This window comes from Umezawaea sp. (assembly GCF_057122925.1).
Genome location: NZ_DBNGPQ010000057.1, coordinates 89,569 through 103,754, shown reverse-complemented (window position 1 = coordinate 103,754; position 14,186 = coordinate 89,569). Strand labels below are relative to the sequence as shown.

Here is a 14,186-nt window from a genome sequence, read left to right as displayed (position 1 = left end):
GGCGAGCACCATCCCGAACAGGTCCGACAGTTCTGCCCCTCGAACGGCCGGAACCGACGCCGAGCGCACCCCTGATGTCACCCGACCGGGAGACAGGTGAGTCGCACCGTCCCAGGTGGAGGCCCCGCCTCCACCTCCAACGGGTGAAACGTCCGGGCCGCTCCCCTCGCGGCCCCACGAGTGTGCCCGAAACGGCCACACTATTCAAACTTGAGTAAGGCACAGGGGGACGATCAGGTCAACGACAAGAGGACAACTACGGGTGGCGGCCCAGGGACGGGTCGTGCCAGCTCCCCGCGGGTCCGGGCGAGCCGGGCTCCCCCATCATGGGGTACTCGCCCGACTCCAGGCGTTCGACCAGCCCGCGCGTCCACGCGGCGTCACCGGCGGCGGTGTGCTCCCACAGCCCGAACAGCTCCTTCACGTGCGTCGGGCGGCCCCAGGACTCGCGCAGCCCGCGCGCCGAATCGCGCTTGCCCTCCAGCGCCTCCAGCCGCTGCCGCAGCAGCCCGATCGCCTCCGCGCGCGTCAGCGAGGGCAGCAGGGCGAGTCCGGCCCCGAGCGTGTCCGGCCGCACGTCGGGCAGCCTCAGCGCGTCCCGCAGCAGCCTCAGGTACTCGACCTCGCCCTTGTCGGTCAGCCGGTAGTCCGTCCTGGCGGGCGGCACGAGCGACTCGGACAGGCAGCCCTCCTTGGTCAACTGCTTGAGCGCGTGGTAGATCGACCCCCACTTGACGTTCGCCCACTCGTCCGCGCCCCACGACACGAGGTCGGTGCCCACCAGGTAACCGTGCGCGCTGCCGTAGCCGCGCACCACGCCGAGCACCAAGAGCCGCGTCGCCGACATCGAAGTCCCACCCGTTCGCACCGTGCCTGTCGGGCGCCAGCGTAGATCCACCCGGCGCGGTGGCCCGACGCCCACTCCGCGCGGCTGGTTGGATGACCCGGTGGCACCTCCCCGGATCGACGTGCGCCAGCGCCGGGCCCGGCTGGGCACGCGGCACCTCCTCGCACCGTCGGCGCACGTGGACCGTGTCGAGGAGGTCGCGGACGCCCTCGTCGCCGTGCACGCCACCGACCCGGCCACCGTGTTCCTGTCCATCGCGGCCAGGCTGCGGACGCCGGGTCACGAGCCCGTCGAACGCGCGCTGTACGACGACGTGACGCTGCACCGCCTGCTCGCCATGCGCCGCACCATGTTCGTCGTGCCCGCCGACCTCGCTCCCCTGGTGCACGGCTCCACCGGAGTCACGATCTCGGCGCGGGAACGCGCGAAGCTGCTCACCTACCTCAGCGAGGGCGTCGGCTGGGACGCGCGGCGGCTCGCCGAGGTCCAGCAGGCCGTCCTGGCCGCCCTGCGCGCCAGGGGCGAGGCGACCGCGGCGCAGCTCGGCCAGGACGTGCCCGCGCTGCGCGAGCAGGTCGTCGTCGCCGCGGGCAAGCCCTACGAGACCAAGCAGAACGTGTCCAGCCGGATCATCCGCACGCTCGCCTGCGACGGCCACATCCGCCGCGCCCGACCGCGCGGTTCCTGGATCAGCAGCCAGTTCCGCTGGACCACCGCGACCCCGTGGCAGGAGGTGCCCCTCGCCGACGCCCAGGCCGAGTTGGCCCGCCGGTGGCTCGCCTCCCACGGCCCGGCGACGGTGGCGGACCTGAGGTGGTGGACAGGCTGGTCGCTCACCGCGACCCGGAAAGCGCTGGCGGGCATGGAGGAGGTCGTGATCGACGAGGGCACGGGGTACGTCGTGCCCGGCGACGCGGGCCCGGTCGCCGAGCCCGAGCCCTGGGTGGCGCTGCTGCCGGGGCTGGACTCGACGACGATGGGGTGGCGCGACCGGGACTGGTACCTCTCCCCCGCGCACGTGCCGTCGTTGTTCGACACCACGGGCAACGCCGGGCCGACGGTCTGGTGCGACGGGCGGGTGGTCGGCGCGTGGGCGCAGCGGGCGGACGGCGAGATCGTCTGGAGCCTCCTGGAGGACGTGGGCACGGAGGCCGAGGCGCTGATCGCCCGCGAGGCGGCGACGGTGGCCGGGTGGCTGGGGGCGGTGCGGGTGCGGCCGCGGTTCCGCACCCCGCTGGAGCGCGAACTCTCCCGCCACCGCGGAGTCGGCCGATAACGTGCCTGCATGGCCTTCACCGATGAGGAGATCGCGTACCTGCGGGCACAGCACCTCGGTCGGCTGGCGACCCTGGGCGGCGGCGGGCAGCCCGACGTCGTCCCCGTGGCCGTCGAGTTCGACGGGACGCACCTGTGGATCGGCGGCGGTGCGACCGTGCGCGGTACCCGGAAGTTCCGCAACGTCGCGTCAGGACACCACAAGGTCGCGCTGGTGGTCGACGACCTCGTGTCGCTCGAACCGTTCGTCGCTCGGGGCATCCGCGTGTACGGCACCGCCGAGCAGCCGTTCGAACGGGTCGGTCTGGTCGGGCCGGGCACCTACCTGCGCATCACGCCCACCGTGTCCTGGAGTTGGAACCTCGCGGGTGAACCCGCCGGTGACACGTGGTACCCGTCGCACAAGACGCTCCACTAGGAGCTGTGTGGAGTTCGGATCTAGGTAGAAGCCGCTAGGGCTGGTAGAACCCGGATGTGGCGCGTTGTGATCTGACCGATGCCGAGTGGGCACTGATCGAGCCGCATGTGCCGGTGGCGGCCACGGGGCCGTTGCCGCGGCGGGTGCGGGACCAGTTCAACGGGATTTTGTGGCGGTTCCGTACCGGATCGGGTTGGCGTGATGTCCCTGAACGGTATGGGCCTTGGTCCACCGTCTGCTCCCGGTTCAACGCCTGGGTCAGGCCGGGGTGTTCCAGGTGTTGGTGGGCGAGCTGATCGCCGGAGCCGCGTCTCGTGGGCAGGTCGGGTGGGAACTGGTCAGCCTGGACTCCACGATCGTGCGGGCCCACCACGGATCGGCCGGGCTCGCGGTTGCCGGTGAGACCCTCGATGCGCTGGAACAGGCGCTGGCCGAGGAAGAGAGGGCTCCGTTGCCTGCTCGGCCGGTCCCGAGGCGGGCTGAGCAGCAGGATCCACGCCGTGGTCGACGCGGGCGCAATGCCGTTGGCGTTCGCGCTCACGCCTGGTCAAGCTGGGGACTCACCGCGGTTTCAGGCCGTGCTGAACAAGATCCGGGTCCCGGGCGAGGTCGGTCGGCCCCGTACCCGTCCGGGCGCGGTGGCCGCGGACAAGGCCTACTCCTCCAAGACTAATCGGGCTTGTCTGCGTCGTCGTCGGATCACGGCGGTAATCCCGGAGAAGACCGACCAGCAGGCCAACCGGAAGAGGAGAGGTTCGGCCGGCGGACGCCCGGTCTCGTTCGATCCCGTGCGCTACAGGCAGCGCAACACCGTCGAACGCTGCTTTCAGAAGATCACGACATGGCGTGGCTTGGCCACTCGCTACGACAAGTCAGCGGAAAGCTACGAGGCCGGGTTACCTCTACGAGCTGCGGTCATGTGGTTGAAGGCCCTGACCTCGACCACATGATCTAAACCCCAAACAGCTCCTAGCTACAGCAGTGCGAGCAGGGTCGGTGCGACGTTCATCGCGCCGTGGACGGTCAGGATCGGCCACAGAGTGCGGTACCGGCTCCACAGGTAGCCGAGGAAGAGCCCCTGAACGCCCTGGTTGACCACGGCCGAGGCGAGATCGGCGGGCAGGGCGCCGCTGCCCTGGATGCCGACGTGCCACACCGCCCACAGCAGGGAGGCCACGACGATGCCCGGCCACGCTCCCAGGAGGACTTCCCAGCGGGTCTGGAGCCAGCGGCGGTAGAAGACCTCCTCCAGCAGGCTGTTGACGGCGAAGACGATGACGACGGTGAGCACCAGGGTCAGGGCGTCGTCACCGCCGACCGCACCCCTGGTGGGAACGGCGACCGGACTGGCGTGCGCCAGCACCAGCCACGCCGCCACGGGCACGGTCGGCCCCCAGCGGCGCCACGCCCCGGTGACGTCGGGGACGCCGATCGGGGCGGCTCCGCCGCGCCGCCGCGTCACGCGGAACACGACCAGCGGGACCGCGAGCAGCAGCGGCAGCTTGAGCGCCGTGTGGGCTGGTTCGCCGCCACCGGCGAGCCACAACCCCACCGCGAACAGCACGGCCGTGGCCGCGAGGACCAGCGCCTCACCGCGCACGGTGCCGGCGGGCTCGGTGACGGCCCGACGGCTGGTTCGCGGAGGCACCAGCCGGACGAGGGCGATGCCGACGAGGGCCGGGACCCACCGGTGCCAGAACGGGATGGTGTCGGTGTGGTCGGCCGAGTACCGCACCTCCCCGGTGCCGGTCAGCGTGAGCGCCAGTGCGGACACGGCGATCGTGGCCAACCCGCCGACGGTGACGAGGAACGACAGTTTATTCCGCACGCTTGTACGGTAACAGGACCGCACAAGCGTGCTATAACGGTGGTGTGCCCAAGGTGGTCGACCACGACAAGCGTCGCGCCGAGATCGTCCGCGCCGTGTGGGACGTCATCGGACGACACGGCATCGAGGGCGCCACGGTGCGGCGGGTCGCCGAGCACGCGGGCATCTCCATGGGCGGTCTCCGGCACTACTTCGAGAGCCAGCACGGCCTCCTGCACTTCGCCGCCCTCGCCATCGGCACCAACGTCAGCGCCCGCGTCGAGGCACAGCTCCACTCCACGGCCGACGCCGCGGACCGCGCTTCGCTGCTCCTGGAAGCGATGCTGCCGCTGGACGACGAACGCCGGGGCGAGGCGGACGTGTGGCTGGCCTTCCTCGTCCGGTCCCACGTCGACGACACGCTGCGAGACCTGCGGAGCCAGGCGTGGACCGGCACCCGGCACGTCTGCCGCCTCGCGGTCGGTCTGGTCCGCGACGTCGCCGCGCCGGAGACGGTCGGAGGTGAACTGCCCGACGTCCACCTCGAACAGTGGGCCGAGCACCTGCACGTGGTCATCGACGGACTGACCCTCCAGGCGACCAGCTACCCCGACCGGTTCTCGGCCGACGACCTGCGCGCGACGGTGCGCAGGCACCTGAGCCTCGTGGCAGGCGCGAACCTCGCCCCTGACCGAGGGCGCGACTCTAGGACAGCGCCGCGTCCAGCTCCGTGAAGAGTCCGACCGGGACGGGACAGCCGAGGGCGAGCCACAGCTCCCGCCCGACCCGCCAGGCCGCCGCCGGGCTCGTGACGTCCAGGCGCGCCAGCAGGTCGGGTGACAGCTCGGCCTCGGCGAGCCTGGACGGTGTGAGCCAGTGCTCGATCGACCCCTCGGCCAGCCGCCCCATCCACAGCAGGTGGCGGCGGACGTGCGCCATCGCGTCGGCCGCGCGCAGCACCTCTCCCCTGGCCTGGACGTGGTGGGCGAGCACCAGCCAGTTCACGAATCGACCGCACAGCTCACCCGCCTCGGGCAGCACGGGCCGCAGCGGCACCCGTTCCAGCGCGGCCCGCAGCGCACCGCGGCGGTCGACGACGACCATCGCGTCCACGGAGGCGCCGCGAGCGGGCCACTCCGCGACCACCGCAACGTCGTGGGCGAAGTGGAACTCGCCGCGCACCAACCCCTCGAAGAACACGACGTCGGCGCCGAACTCGTTGCGCACGTGGTGGGTGATCGGCGCGATCCGGGCGCACCACGCCTCGGCGTCGATCTCCACCTCGGAGAAGAGCCAGAACTCGACGTCGCTGTGCTCGTCGCCGCTTCCCTGGGCGAACGAGCCGTAGCGCAGCACCGCGTCGAACCGCTCGTCGGCGCGACACAGCGCGACGACCCTGGTGATGAGGCGTTCCTGGGGCAGCACCCGATCATTGTCGCCTCCGGCGCGACGACAGCGGCAGCCACAGGCTCGACGGGCTCGCCCTCGCCAGCGTCGGCGCACCCGGCTCGCCCGGTTTCGGCAGTTCGAGCAGAGCCAGGGCCGTGTCGACCGCGCTGCCCTCGTAGCTCCACACCACGTTCCCGCTGAACGGTCGGTGATCGCTCCGCTCCCGTGCGGCGACGGCCTCGTCCTCGCCCCACACGTGGATCCGGTCGAAGTACCCGTGCCAGCCGTACGAGCCGACGACGACCTCGATCTCCCCCCGTTCGTCCGACAACGCCTGGAAGAAGAAGCCGCGGTTCACCAGCGCCGCCAACGATTCCATGCTCACGTGTTCATGACATCCCAATCCCGGTGGTCACACAATTGCCATATGTCCTCCCATCGAGCGATCTAGCAGCGACAACGCCCTCGGAGCCGACGGCGTGAGAGCACGTCGGGCGTGTGGCACGATCTCGGGGTGAGCAGCAGATCGGCCGAGTCCCAGCGCCTGGGCGACCTCGCGCGGCTGCGGCGCGTCCGCGACCGGATCGACCGGGAGCACGCCCAGCCGCTGGACGTCGAGGCTCTCGCCCGCGGCGTCAACATGTCCGCCGGGCACCTCAGCCGCGAGTTCCGGCGCGCCTACGGCGAATCGCCCTACTCCTACCTGATGACCCGGCGCATCGAGCGCGCGATGGCGATGCTGCGCCGCGGCGGCACGAGCGTCACCGAGGTCTGCTTCGCGGTCGGCTGCTCGTCGCTCGGGACCTTCAGCACCCGCTTCAGCGAACTGGTCGGGGTGTCGCCCAGCGCCTACCGCGCACAGATGGCCCCGGCCGCTCCGGAGATGCCGCCGTGCGTGACGAAACAGGTGACCAGACCGGTCAGGAATCGAGAAGCGCGGTCCCCCAGCCGGACCTAGTCTCACCGGCATGGACATCGTGATTCACTCGAGCTTCCTCCCCCACGACGACCCGGACGCCGCCCTGGCCTTCTACCGCGACACCCTCGGTTTCGAGGTCCGCGGCGACGTCGGCCACAACGGGATGCGCTGGATCACGGTCGGCCCCGTCGACCAGCCCGGCACGTCCATCGTCCTGCACCCGCCCGCCGTCGACCCCGGCATCACCGAGGACGAGCGCCGCACCATCGTCGAGATGATGGCCAAGGGCACCTACGGCGGCATCAACCTGGCCACCAAGGACCTCGACGCCACGTTCGCGAAGCTCCAGGCGAGCGGCGCCGACGTGGTCCAGGAGCCGACCGACCAGCCGTACGGCGTTCGCGACTCCGCGTTCCGCGACCCCGCGGGCAACCTCATCCGCATCCAGGAACTGCGCTGACGACCGGATCCGGTCGGGCGCGCCGCGTGGCCGCGGCCCGCCCGATCGGGTAGACACCGGACCGGCGCCGACCAGCACGAGCCAGGCGACGACGGGCCGCGGGAGCGGCCCCGCCCGACAGAGGGAGAAACGATGAGCAAGAGGACGGACACGCAGTCGCCTGCGCCGCACGAAGCCGACACGCACGACCTGATCCGCGTGCACGGCGCGCGGGTGAACAACCTCAAGGACGTCAGCGTCGAGATCCCCAAGCGCAGGCTGACGGTGTTCACCGGCGTCTCCGGGTCGGGCAAGAGCTCGCTGGTGTTCGGCACGATCGCCGCGGAGTCCCAGCGGATGATCAACGAGACGTACAGCGCCTTCGTGCAGGGCTTCATGCCGACGCTGGCGCGGCCCGAGGTCGACGTGCTCGAGGGGCTGACGACGGCGATCATCGTCGACCAGCAGCGGATGGGCGCCGACCCGCGCTCCACGGTCGGCACCGCGACCGACGCCAACGCGATGCTGCGCATCCTCTTCAGCAGGCTCGGCGAGCCGCACATCGGGTCGCCCCAGGCGTTCTCGTTCAACGTCGCGTCGATCAGCGGGGCGGGCGCCGTCGTCGTGGAACGCGCGGGCCGGACCGTGAAGGAGCGGCGCGAGTTCAGCATCACCGGCGGCATGTGCCCTCGCTGCGAGGGCAGGGGCGCGGTGTCCGACATCGACCTCACGCAGCTCTACGACGACTCCAGGTCGATCGCCGAGGGCGCGTTCACCATCCCCGGCTGGAAGTCCGACAGCTTCTGGACGGTGCGGACCTACGCCGAGTCCGGCTTCCTCGACCCGCACAAGCCGATCCGGAAGTTCACCAAGAAGGAGATGAACGACTTCCTCTACCGCGAGCCGGTCAAGGTGAAGGTCGAGGGGGTGAACCTCACCTACGAGGGGCTGATCCCGAAGATCCAGAAGTCGTTCCTGTCCAAGGACAAGGAGGCGCTCCAGCCGCACATCCGGGCGTTCGTGGACCGGGCGGTCACCTTCACCACCTGCCCCGAGTGCGACGGCACCCGGCTCAGCGAGGCGGCGCGGTCGTCCAGGATCGAGAAGCTCAACATCGCCGACGCGTGCTCGATGCAGATCAGCGACCTGGCCGAGTGGGTGCGGGGGCTCAGCGAGCCGTCCGTCGCGCCGCTGCTGGAGAAGCTGGCGCACACCCTCGACTCGTTCGTGGAGATCGGCTTGGGCTACCTCTCGCTCGACCGGCCCGCGGGCACGCTGTCGGGTGGCGAGTCGCAGCGCGTCAAGATGATCCGCCACCTCGGTTCCTCGCTCACCGACACCACCTACGTGTTCGACGAGCCCACGATCGGTCTGCACCCCCACGACATCCAGCGGATGAACACCCTGCTGCTGCGATTGCGGAACAAGGGCAACACCGTGCTGGTGGTGGAGCACAAGCCGGAGACGATCGTGATCGCCGACCACGTGGTCGACCTCGGTCCCGGCGCGGGCACCGCGGGCGGCACCGTCTGCTTCGAGGGCACCGTCGAGGGGCTCCGGTCCAGCGGCACGATCACCGGGCGCCACTTCGACGACCGGGCGGCGCTGAAGAAGTCCGTGCGGACGCCCACGGGCGCGCTGGAGATCCGCGGCGCGTCGACGCACAACCTGCGGAACGTCGACGTGGACGTCCCGCTCGGCGTGCTCGTCGTCGTCACGGGTGTCGCGGGGTCCGGCAAGAGTTCGCTCGTGCACGGGTCGATCCCCGCCGGGCAGGACGTGGTGTCGATCGACCAGGGCGCGATCCGCGGCTCGCGGCGGAGCAACCCGGCGACCTACACGGGCCTGCTCGAACCGATCCGCAAGGCCTTCGCCAAGGCCAACGGGGTGAAGCCCGCCCTGTTCAGCGCCAACTCCGAGGGGGCGTGCCCGGCGTGCAACGGCGCGGGCGTGATCTTCACCGACCTGGCCATGATGGCGGGCGTCGCCACGACGTGCGAGGAGTGCGAGGGGAAGCGGTTCGACTCGTCCGTCCTGGAGTACCGCTTCGGCGGCCGTGACATCAGCGAGGTGCTCGCGATGTCGGTGACCGAGGCCGAGGCGTTCTTCGGCGACGGCGAGGCCCGCACCCCCGCCGCGCACGCCGTGCTCACCCGGCTCGCCGACGTCGGGCTGGGCTACCTGAGCCTGGGGCAGCCGCTCACGACGCTGTCCGGCGGTGAGCGGCAGCGGCTGAAGCTGGCGACCCACATGGCCGAGAAGGGCGGCGTCTACGTCCTCGACGAGCCGACCGCGGGTCTGCACCTCGCCGACGTCGAACACCTGCTCGGTCTGCTCGACCGGCTCGTCGACTCCGGCAAGTCGGTCATCGTCGTCGAGCACCACCAGGCGGTCATGGCGCACGCCGACTGGATCATCGACCTCGGTCCCGGCGCGGGCAACGACGGCGGCCGGATCGTCTTCGAGGGCACCCCCGCCGACCTCGTCGCCACCCACTCCACCCTCACGGGCAAGCACCTGTCGGCCTACGTCGGCGGCTGACCCCGGTTCTTGTCGGTGGTCGCCGATACAGTCCTCCCGAGCGGCACGAGAAGGGGGGCGGTATGTCCGAACAGGATCCGAGGCGGGAGTCGACGACGCGCAGTCGCGGGCTCGGCGGCGAGTTGCGGCAGAAGCGGCTCGCGGCCGGGTGGAGCAGCGGTGTGCTCGCCGCCGCGCTCGGCTGGAGCCTCGGCAAGGTGTCGAAGCTGGAGGCGGGTGTGCGCGGCGCGTCGGCGACCGACGTGGCGGCGTACTTGGCGCTGTGCAAGGTGAAGGGCGCCGAGTTCGCGCGGCTGGTGGAGCTGTGCCGTGAGTCCGGGAAGGACACGTGGGTCCGCCCGTTCGGGGGCGACGGGCGGACCGCGGTGGCCGAGCACGAGCGGGCGACGGCGATCACGTGCTACGCGTGCACGGTGATCCCCGGTCCACTTCGGACACCGGACTACGCGCGGGCGCTCCGGTGCGGCGAGGTGCCTGGTCGGGCGGGAGCCGTGTTCTACCTGGAGGAGCAGGCTCTGCGCAGACCTGTCGGCGGGCCCGCGGTGATGCACGACCAGCTGATGCACCTGCTGCTGGTGCCCGCCGTGGTGCGGGTCGTGCCGACCGGCGCGGGTGGGCACGCGGGGGTGCCGGGGCCGTTCGCGCTGCTCGACGCGGCTGGCGGGCGATCGGTGGTGCACCTGGAGAGCATGGTGGCCGACGTGTTCCTGGAGAACCCCGAACACGTCGCCGGGTACCGGGCGGCGCTGGAGGGGATCTCGGCCGTGGCGCTCGACGTGGCGGGGTCGCGGGAGGTGATCAGCGGGTTGGCGGGGTGCGGGTGAGGTGCGGTCGCCGGCGGCCGGGCGAGTGGAGGGGTAGGTCTCGTGGGGAAGCAGCGGGGGTGGCCGGGTAGTGCCGGTAGGGTCGCTCACCCAACCGCCGCTTCACCGTGACCGGAGCGGTCGTGGATGCGAGGAGGTCGTGGATGCGCCTGCATCCGGGTGAGGTTCTCGGCACGGGGTGGCGGGTTGAGGCGTTGGTCGACGTTGTGCGGCGGCTGCGTGAGTCGGCGCCTGACGTGACCGGACGTCCGCTGGTCATCGCGGTCGACGGGCGTGGTGGTGCTGGGAAGTCGACGCTCGTCGAGCGGCTGCGGCGCGTCGTGCCCGCGTCCGGCATCGTGCACACCGACGACGTCGCCTGGAACCACGCGTGCTTCGACTGGGCGGCGCTGATCATCGAGCACGTCCTGCGGCCCCTGCACCGGGGTGAGGCCGTGGCGTTCCGGCCGTCGGCCTGGGTGGAGCACCAGCGGCCCGGTGTGATCGAGGTGCCCGCCGGGGCGGAGGTCGTGTGGGTCGAGGGCACCGGGAGCATTCGCGAGGAACTCGCTCCGTGGACCGACGCGTCGATCTGGGTCCAGGGCGACCTCGACGAGCAGGGGCGCCGCCTGGTGGCGCGCGACGGTGATTCCGCCGCCCAACGGCGGCACGTCACGGCCTGGCTGGCCGAGGAACTACCGTTCATGCTCCGCGAACAGCCCTGGAGGAACGCGACGATCGTCGTGGCGGGCACGACCGGACTGGCCCACGACCCCGTCACCGAGCTCGTCACCGCCGATCCGGTGAGTTCCTGAACGCCATCCGTGATCGCACCACGAACAACCTCCAACTCGGCCTGGGTTTTCCCACTACGCCCAAGCACTTGACCAGCGGAAATCGTCTCAGATCACCGACTGCTGAGCACTACCGTGTCAACGTGTGCAAGGAAGAGCCGGTCGCCATCCGCGATCAGCGCGAGCATCTCGACACGCCAAGCCCAGGCGGACTGCTCTACCGGAATTGGTGGACGGCTCTCACCTGGCTCGCACCTTCGCCGCCGGCTACGACCGGCCGTTCGACGGCGTGCCGTGGCACCCGAGCCATGGTCACCACCTGCCAATGCCCCGCTGACCACGTGCGCGGTACTGCGGAATGCGTGCTGCACAGCTCAATGACGGTGCGCGACCCCACGGTCCTCATCGGCGAGGTGGTGTGGATCGCGGAACAGGAACGGCAGGCCGAGGCTCCACTTCTGCACGGCTTCTCCGAGTTCGCCGTATGGCGGTCAGGGCTGGCGACGCGGGACGAAATGTAGTGTACCGAGCCATGGTCAGCCGTACGAAGCCTCAGCTCGGCCGGGTGGTGGTGGCCTTACTGCTGGTCTACCTGCTCTGGGGCTCCACCTACGCCGCGAACGAGATCATGCTCGAAACCATCCCACCGCTGCTGGGTACCTCTTCGCGGTTCTTGGTCGCCGGAGTCGTCCTGTGCGCATTCCTGCTACCCGGTCATGGGTGGAAACGATTCCGCATGCCGTCGACGTGGCTGGGAAGTGCCGCGGTCGCCGGACTGTTCACGTTGGCCGCCGCGCGCGGGTTGGTGACCTACGGACAGCAGTTCACCAGTTCCGGCCTGGCCGCACTGATCGTAGCGACTGTTCCACTGTGGATAGTCCTGTACCGGGCGCTCAGCGGTGACCGGGCTCGCCCAGTGGTGCTGCTCGGCGTCGCGGTCGGTTTCGTCGGCATCGCGCTCCTGTGCCTGTCCTCCGGCCTGGACACCGCTGGGGTGTCCGCGGTCGGCATCGCCGCGCTGTTGACGGCTGCGCTCTGCGAGGCCGGAGGCACGTTCGGAACCGCGCGACTGGCAATGCCCAGCGACCCGCTCGTCACGGTGACCATTCAGATGTCCACCGCCGGAACGGCCCTGCTCGTCCTGTCCTTCGTGACCGGCGAGGTTCACACCGGTGTCATCAGCGACGCCTCCTCCGCCTCCTCGCTCGCGGTGCTGTACCTCGCCATCCCGGGCGGGGTGGTGCCGTTCGCGTGTCTGGTCTGGCTGCTCAGGAACGCCCCGATGTCCATCGCCTCCACCTACGCCTACGTCAACCCGGTGATCGCCCTGCTCCTGGGCTGGCTGCTGCTCGGCGAGCGCCTACCACCGGTCGCTCTCGCCGGCAGTGTGCTGGTGCTTGTCGCCGTCATCACGGTCATTCGCTACGACAGCCGGAAAATGGGGAACCCGGACGACCAGGAACACCGCACTGGTCGGACAACACCATGATCGGCGCTGTTTGGAGCTGACTGATCCCCACCCCGTTCGACGGCACCGCCTGTACGTGTTCACGGTCGTCGAACGCACCAGCCGCCGGATCAGGATCCTGGGCGCCGCGGCACACCCGACCGCAGCCCGGGTCACCCAAGCCGCGAAGAACCTCGTCGTGGACCTCGAACTCCTCAACCGCACCCTGCTCCGGAACCAGCGGCACCTGCCGCCCGCCCTGCGGGAGCACGGGCAGTTCTACCACTCGCATCGCCCCCGCCAAGGCATCGCCAACGCACGACCGTCGCAGGCGCTGCCACCACCGATCACCGGCCGAGTCCGGATCATCGACTTGGTCATCCGCCGACGACAACGGTTGGGCGGTATCCCCAACGAGTACCACCAACCCCCTGGTCCGCTCGTTCGTCCAGACCGCCGCGGCCGTCCACCGCGCCTCCCCGCCGCTGGTCTGGAACTCAGCCCAGGCTGACGAGTTCTCCCGACACGGGTACCAGCAGGTCGCCGTTCGCGGCGACGGCGAGCGGGCCGGTGATGGGCGTGTTCGCCAGCCACTCGCCACGCGCGCCGTGCGCGTCGAGGAACAGCACGTAGCAGTCGTCCTCCAGGTCGTAGCCGGGCCACCCGTGGTACTTCGCCCAGTAGTCCCAGGCCGGACTGCCGGCCACGGCGACCAGTCCGTTGGCGCCCGCCACCGCGCCGTGGGCCTCGGCGGGCACGCGGTGTCGCCGCACGACGACTCCCGTGCCGCTGTCGACGACGGTCACCACCGCATGCGGCTCGCCGAGGTCGTCCGGCTCCGGCCAGCCGGGCAGCACGAGCAGGCCGGTCCCGGGAACCGGCACCACCAGGTCACCGGGCGGCAGGTGTGCGGGCACCGGGCGGACCCCGCCGTGCGGATCGACCACGACGAACCCGATGTGGTCGTCGCCCCGGACCGGCACCAGCACGTGACCGCCGGGCAGGCCGACGAGCGATCCGTCCACCTCCCCCGACAGCTCGACCCTCCACAGCGGACCGCCGTCCGCGCGGAGGGCGCGCACCGCCGTGTCCTCGGCGACGACCACGGTGTCGCGCCGCACGAGCGGCGGGTACAGCGCGGGAACGTCGACCTCCCACCGCACCTCCCCGGTCACCGTGGTCGCGCGGAGCGCCTGCCCCGCCAGGAACACCAGGAGCTCGCCCAGCGACACCGGCCCGGACGTGGGCGTCGCCTCGACCGCGCCGACGACCGCCCCCGTCCGCTGCTCGCGCACCACGAACCCGTCGGCCCCGCCCGTGACCAGCAGGCCGTCGCCGAACAGCAGGCAGCCCCAGTGCGCGGCGGTGTCGGCGGACCACCGCGGCTCGGGTCCGTCCAGCGCGAGCACGCCGCTACCCGTCGCCACGAAGCACATCCCGTCCGCGGCGACCGACACCCCGATGACGTGGCGGTCGGGCAGAGCGGTCCGCCACCGCACGCGTCCCC

Annotated in this window: 16 protein-coding genes and 1 pseudogene; 12 read left to right on the top strand and 5 right to left on the bottom strand. The window is 70.9% G+C overall.

Annotated elements, in window-relative coordinates; all coding sequences use genetic code 11:
* Positions 1 to 256: 256 nt before the first annotated feature.
* Positions 257 to 847 carry a PadR family transcriptional regulator gene (locus AC156L_RS13495; RefSeq protein WP_330879661.1) on the bottom strand — a complete coding sequence of 197 codons (591 nt, stop codon included), beginning with the start codon at positions 845 to 847 and terminating at the stop codon, positions 257 to 259.
* 100 nt (positions 848 to 947) lie between these two features.
* Between AC156L_RS13495 and AC156L_RS13490 the strand changes: the two genes are divergently transcribed.
* The 3 genes and pseudogenes from AC156L_RS13490 to AC156L_RS13480 all read left to right on the top strand — a co-directional run bounded on the left by AC156L_RS13490 (position 948) and on the right by AC156L_RS13480 (position 3,490).
* A complete protein-coding gene (locus AC156L_RS13490; protein ID WP_330879662.1) occupies positions 948 to 2,123 on the top strand; it encodes a winged helix DNA-binding domain-containing protein in 1,176 nt (391 codons plus the stop codon).
* Positions 2,124 to 2,132: 9 nt separating this feature from the next.
* On the top strand, positions 2,133 to 2,540 hold the full coding sequence (locus AC156L_RS13485) for a PPOX class F420-dependent oxidoreductase (protein WP_330879663.1): 408 nt from the start codon (positions 2,133 to 2,135) through the stop codon (positions 2,538 to 2,540).
* A gap of 56 nt (positions 2,541 to 2,596) precedes the next feature.
* A pseudogene (locus AC156L_RS13480) lies at positions 2,597 to 3,490 on the top strand (IS5 family transposase).
* 23 nt (positions 3,491 to 3,513) lie between these two features.
* Here AC156L_RS13480 and AC156L_RS13475 read toward each other — a convergent pair.
* Positions 3,514 to 4,368: a CPBP family intramembrane glutamic endopeptidase gene (locus AC156L_RS13475; RefSeq protein ID WP_330879664.1), complete on the bottom strand. Its 855-nt coding sequence runs from the start codon at positions 4,366 to 4,368 to the stop codon at positions 3,514 to 3,516.
* Positions 4,369 to 4,412: 44 nt separating this feature from the next.
* On the opposite strand from AC156L_RS13475, the gene AC156L_RS13470 reads away from it, so the two are divergent.
* The gene (locus tag AC156L_RS13470) at positions 4,413 to 5,081 is read left to right on the top strand and encodes a TetR/AcrR family transcriptional regulator (protein WP_330879665.1); all 669 of its coding nucleotides are present in this window, start codon (positions 4,413 to 4,415) and stop codon (positions 5,079 to 5,081) included.
* Here AC156L_RS13470 and AC156L_RS13465 read toward each other — a convergent pair.
* Both AC156L_RS13465 and AC156L_RS13460 read right to left on the bottom strand, forming a co-directional pair.
* Entirely contained in the window at positions 5,053 to 5,772 is a 720-nt protein-coding gene (locus AC156L_RS13465) for a hypothetical protein (RefSeq protein ID WP_330879666.1), read from the bottom strand. The genes AC156L_RS13470 and AC156L_RS13465 overlap by 29 nt on opposite strands.
* A 4-nt stretch (positions 5,773 to 5,776) precedes the next feature.
* A complete protein-coding gene (locus AC156L_RS13460) occupies positions 5,777 to 6,121 on the bottom strand; it encodes a hypothetical protein (RefSeq protein ID WP_330879667.1) in 345 nt (114 codons plus the stop codon).
* Positions 6,122 to 6,250: 129 nt separating this feature from the next.
* Here AC156L_RS13460 and AC156L_RS13455 point away from each other — a divergent pair, with 129 nt between their 5' ends.
* The 8 genes from AC156L_RS13455 (at position 6,251) to AC156L_RS13420 (ending at position 13,190) form a co-directional block, all read left to right on the top strand.
* Positions 6,251 to 6,694 carry a helix-turn-helix transcriptional regulator gene (locus tag AC156L_RS13455; protein WP_330879668.1) on the top strand — a complete coding sequence of 148 codons (444 nt, stop codon included), beginning with the start codon at positions 6,251 to 6,253 and terminating at the stop codon, positions 6,692 to 6,694.
* Positions 6,695 to 6,704: 10 nt separating this feature from the next.
* Positions 6,705 to 7,115 (top strand): VOC family protein, encoded by a 411-nt coding sequence (locus AC156L_RS13450; protein ID WP_330879669.1) that lies wholly within the window; start codon positions 6,705 to 6,707, stop codon positions 7,113 to 7,115.
* Positions 7,116 to 7,247: 132 nt separating this feature from the next.
* On the top strand, positions 7,248 to 9,635 hold the full coding sequence (locus tag AC156L_RS13445; RefSeq protein ID WP_330879670.1) for an excinuclease ABC subunit UvrA: 2,388 nt from the start codon (positions 7,248 to 7,250) through the stop codon (positions 9,633 to 9,635).
* Between the two features lie 62 nt (positions 9,636 to 9,697).
* A complete protein-coding gene (locus AC156L_RS13440; protein WP_330879671.1) occupies positions 9,698 to 10,459 on the top strand; it encodes a helix-turn-helix domain-containing protein in 762 nt (253 codons plus the stop codon).
* 236 nt (positions 10,460 to 10,695) lie between these two features.
* Positions 10,696 to 11,253: a uridine kinase family protein gene (locus AC156L_RS13435; RefSeq protein WP_330879672.1), complete on the top strand. Its 558-nt coding sequence runs from the start codon at positions 10,696 to 10,698 to the stop codon at positions 11,251 to 11,253.
* 122 nt (positions 11,254 to 11,375) lie between these two features.
* Complete coding sequence (locus tag AC156L_RS13430; RefSeq protein ID WP_330879673.1) at positions 11,376 to 11,753, top strand: hypothetical protein; 378 nt, start codon at positions 11,376 to 11,378, stop codon at positions 11,751 to 11,753.
* Between the two features lie 11 nt (positions 11,754 to 11,764).
* Positions 11,765 to 12,721: an EamA family transporter gene (locus AC156L_RS13425; protein ID WP_330879674.1), complete on the top strand. Its 957-nt coding sequence runs from the start codon at positions 11,765 to 11,767 to the stop codon at positions 12,719 to 12,721.
* A gap of 55 nt (positions 12,722 to 12,776) precedes the next feature.
* Entirely contained in the window at positions 12,777 to 13,190 is a 414-nt protein-coding gene (locus AC156L_RS13420) for a hypothetical protein (protein WP_330879675.1), read from the top strand.
* Here the strand turns inward: AC156L_RS13420 and AC156L_RS13415 are convergent.
* Entirely contained in the window at positions 13,177 to 14,178 is a 1,002-nt protein-coding gene (locus AC156L_RS13415; protein ID WP_330879676.1) for an outer membrane protein assembly factor BamB family protein, read from the bottom strand. The genes AC156L_RS13420 and AC156L_RS13415 overlap by 14 nt on opposite strands.
* Positions 14,179 to 14,186 lie beyond the last annotated feature (8 nt).

Coding starts and splice junctions, on each gene's coding strand:
- AC156L_RS13495 (WP_330879661.1), bottom strand. CDS start 847: ATGTCGGCGACGCGGCTCTTGGTGCTCGGCGTGGTGCGCGGCTACGGC.
- AC156L_RS13485 (WP_330879663.1), top strand. CDS start 2,133: ATGGCCTTCACCGATGAGGAGATCGCGTACCTGCGGGCACAGCACCTC.
- AC156L_RS13450 (WP_330879669.1), top strand. CDS start 6,705: ATGGACATCGTGATTCACTCGAGCTTCCTCCCCCACGACGACCCGGAC.
- AC156L_RS13445 (WP_330879670.1), top strand. CDS start 7,248: ATGAGCAAGAGGACGGACACGCAGTCGCCTGCGCCGCACGAAGCCGAC.
- AC156L_RS13440 (WP_330879671.1), top strand. CDS start 9,698: ATGTCCGAACAGGATCCGAGGCGGGAGTCGACGACGCGCAGTCGCGGG.
- AC156L_RS13425 (WP_330879674.1), top strand. CDS start 11,765: ATGGTCAGCCGTACGAAGCCTCAGCTCGGCCGGGTGGTGGTGGCCTTA.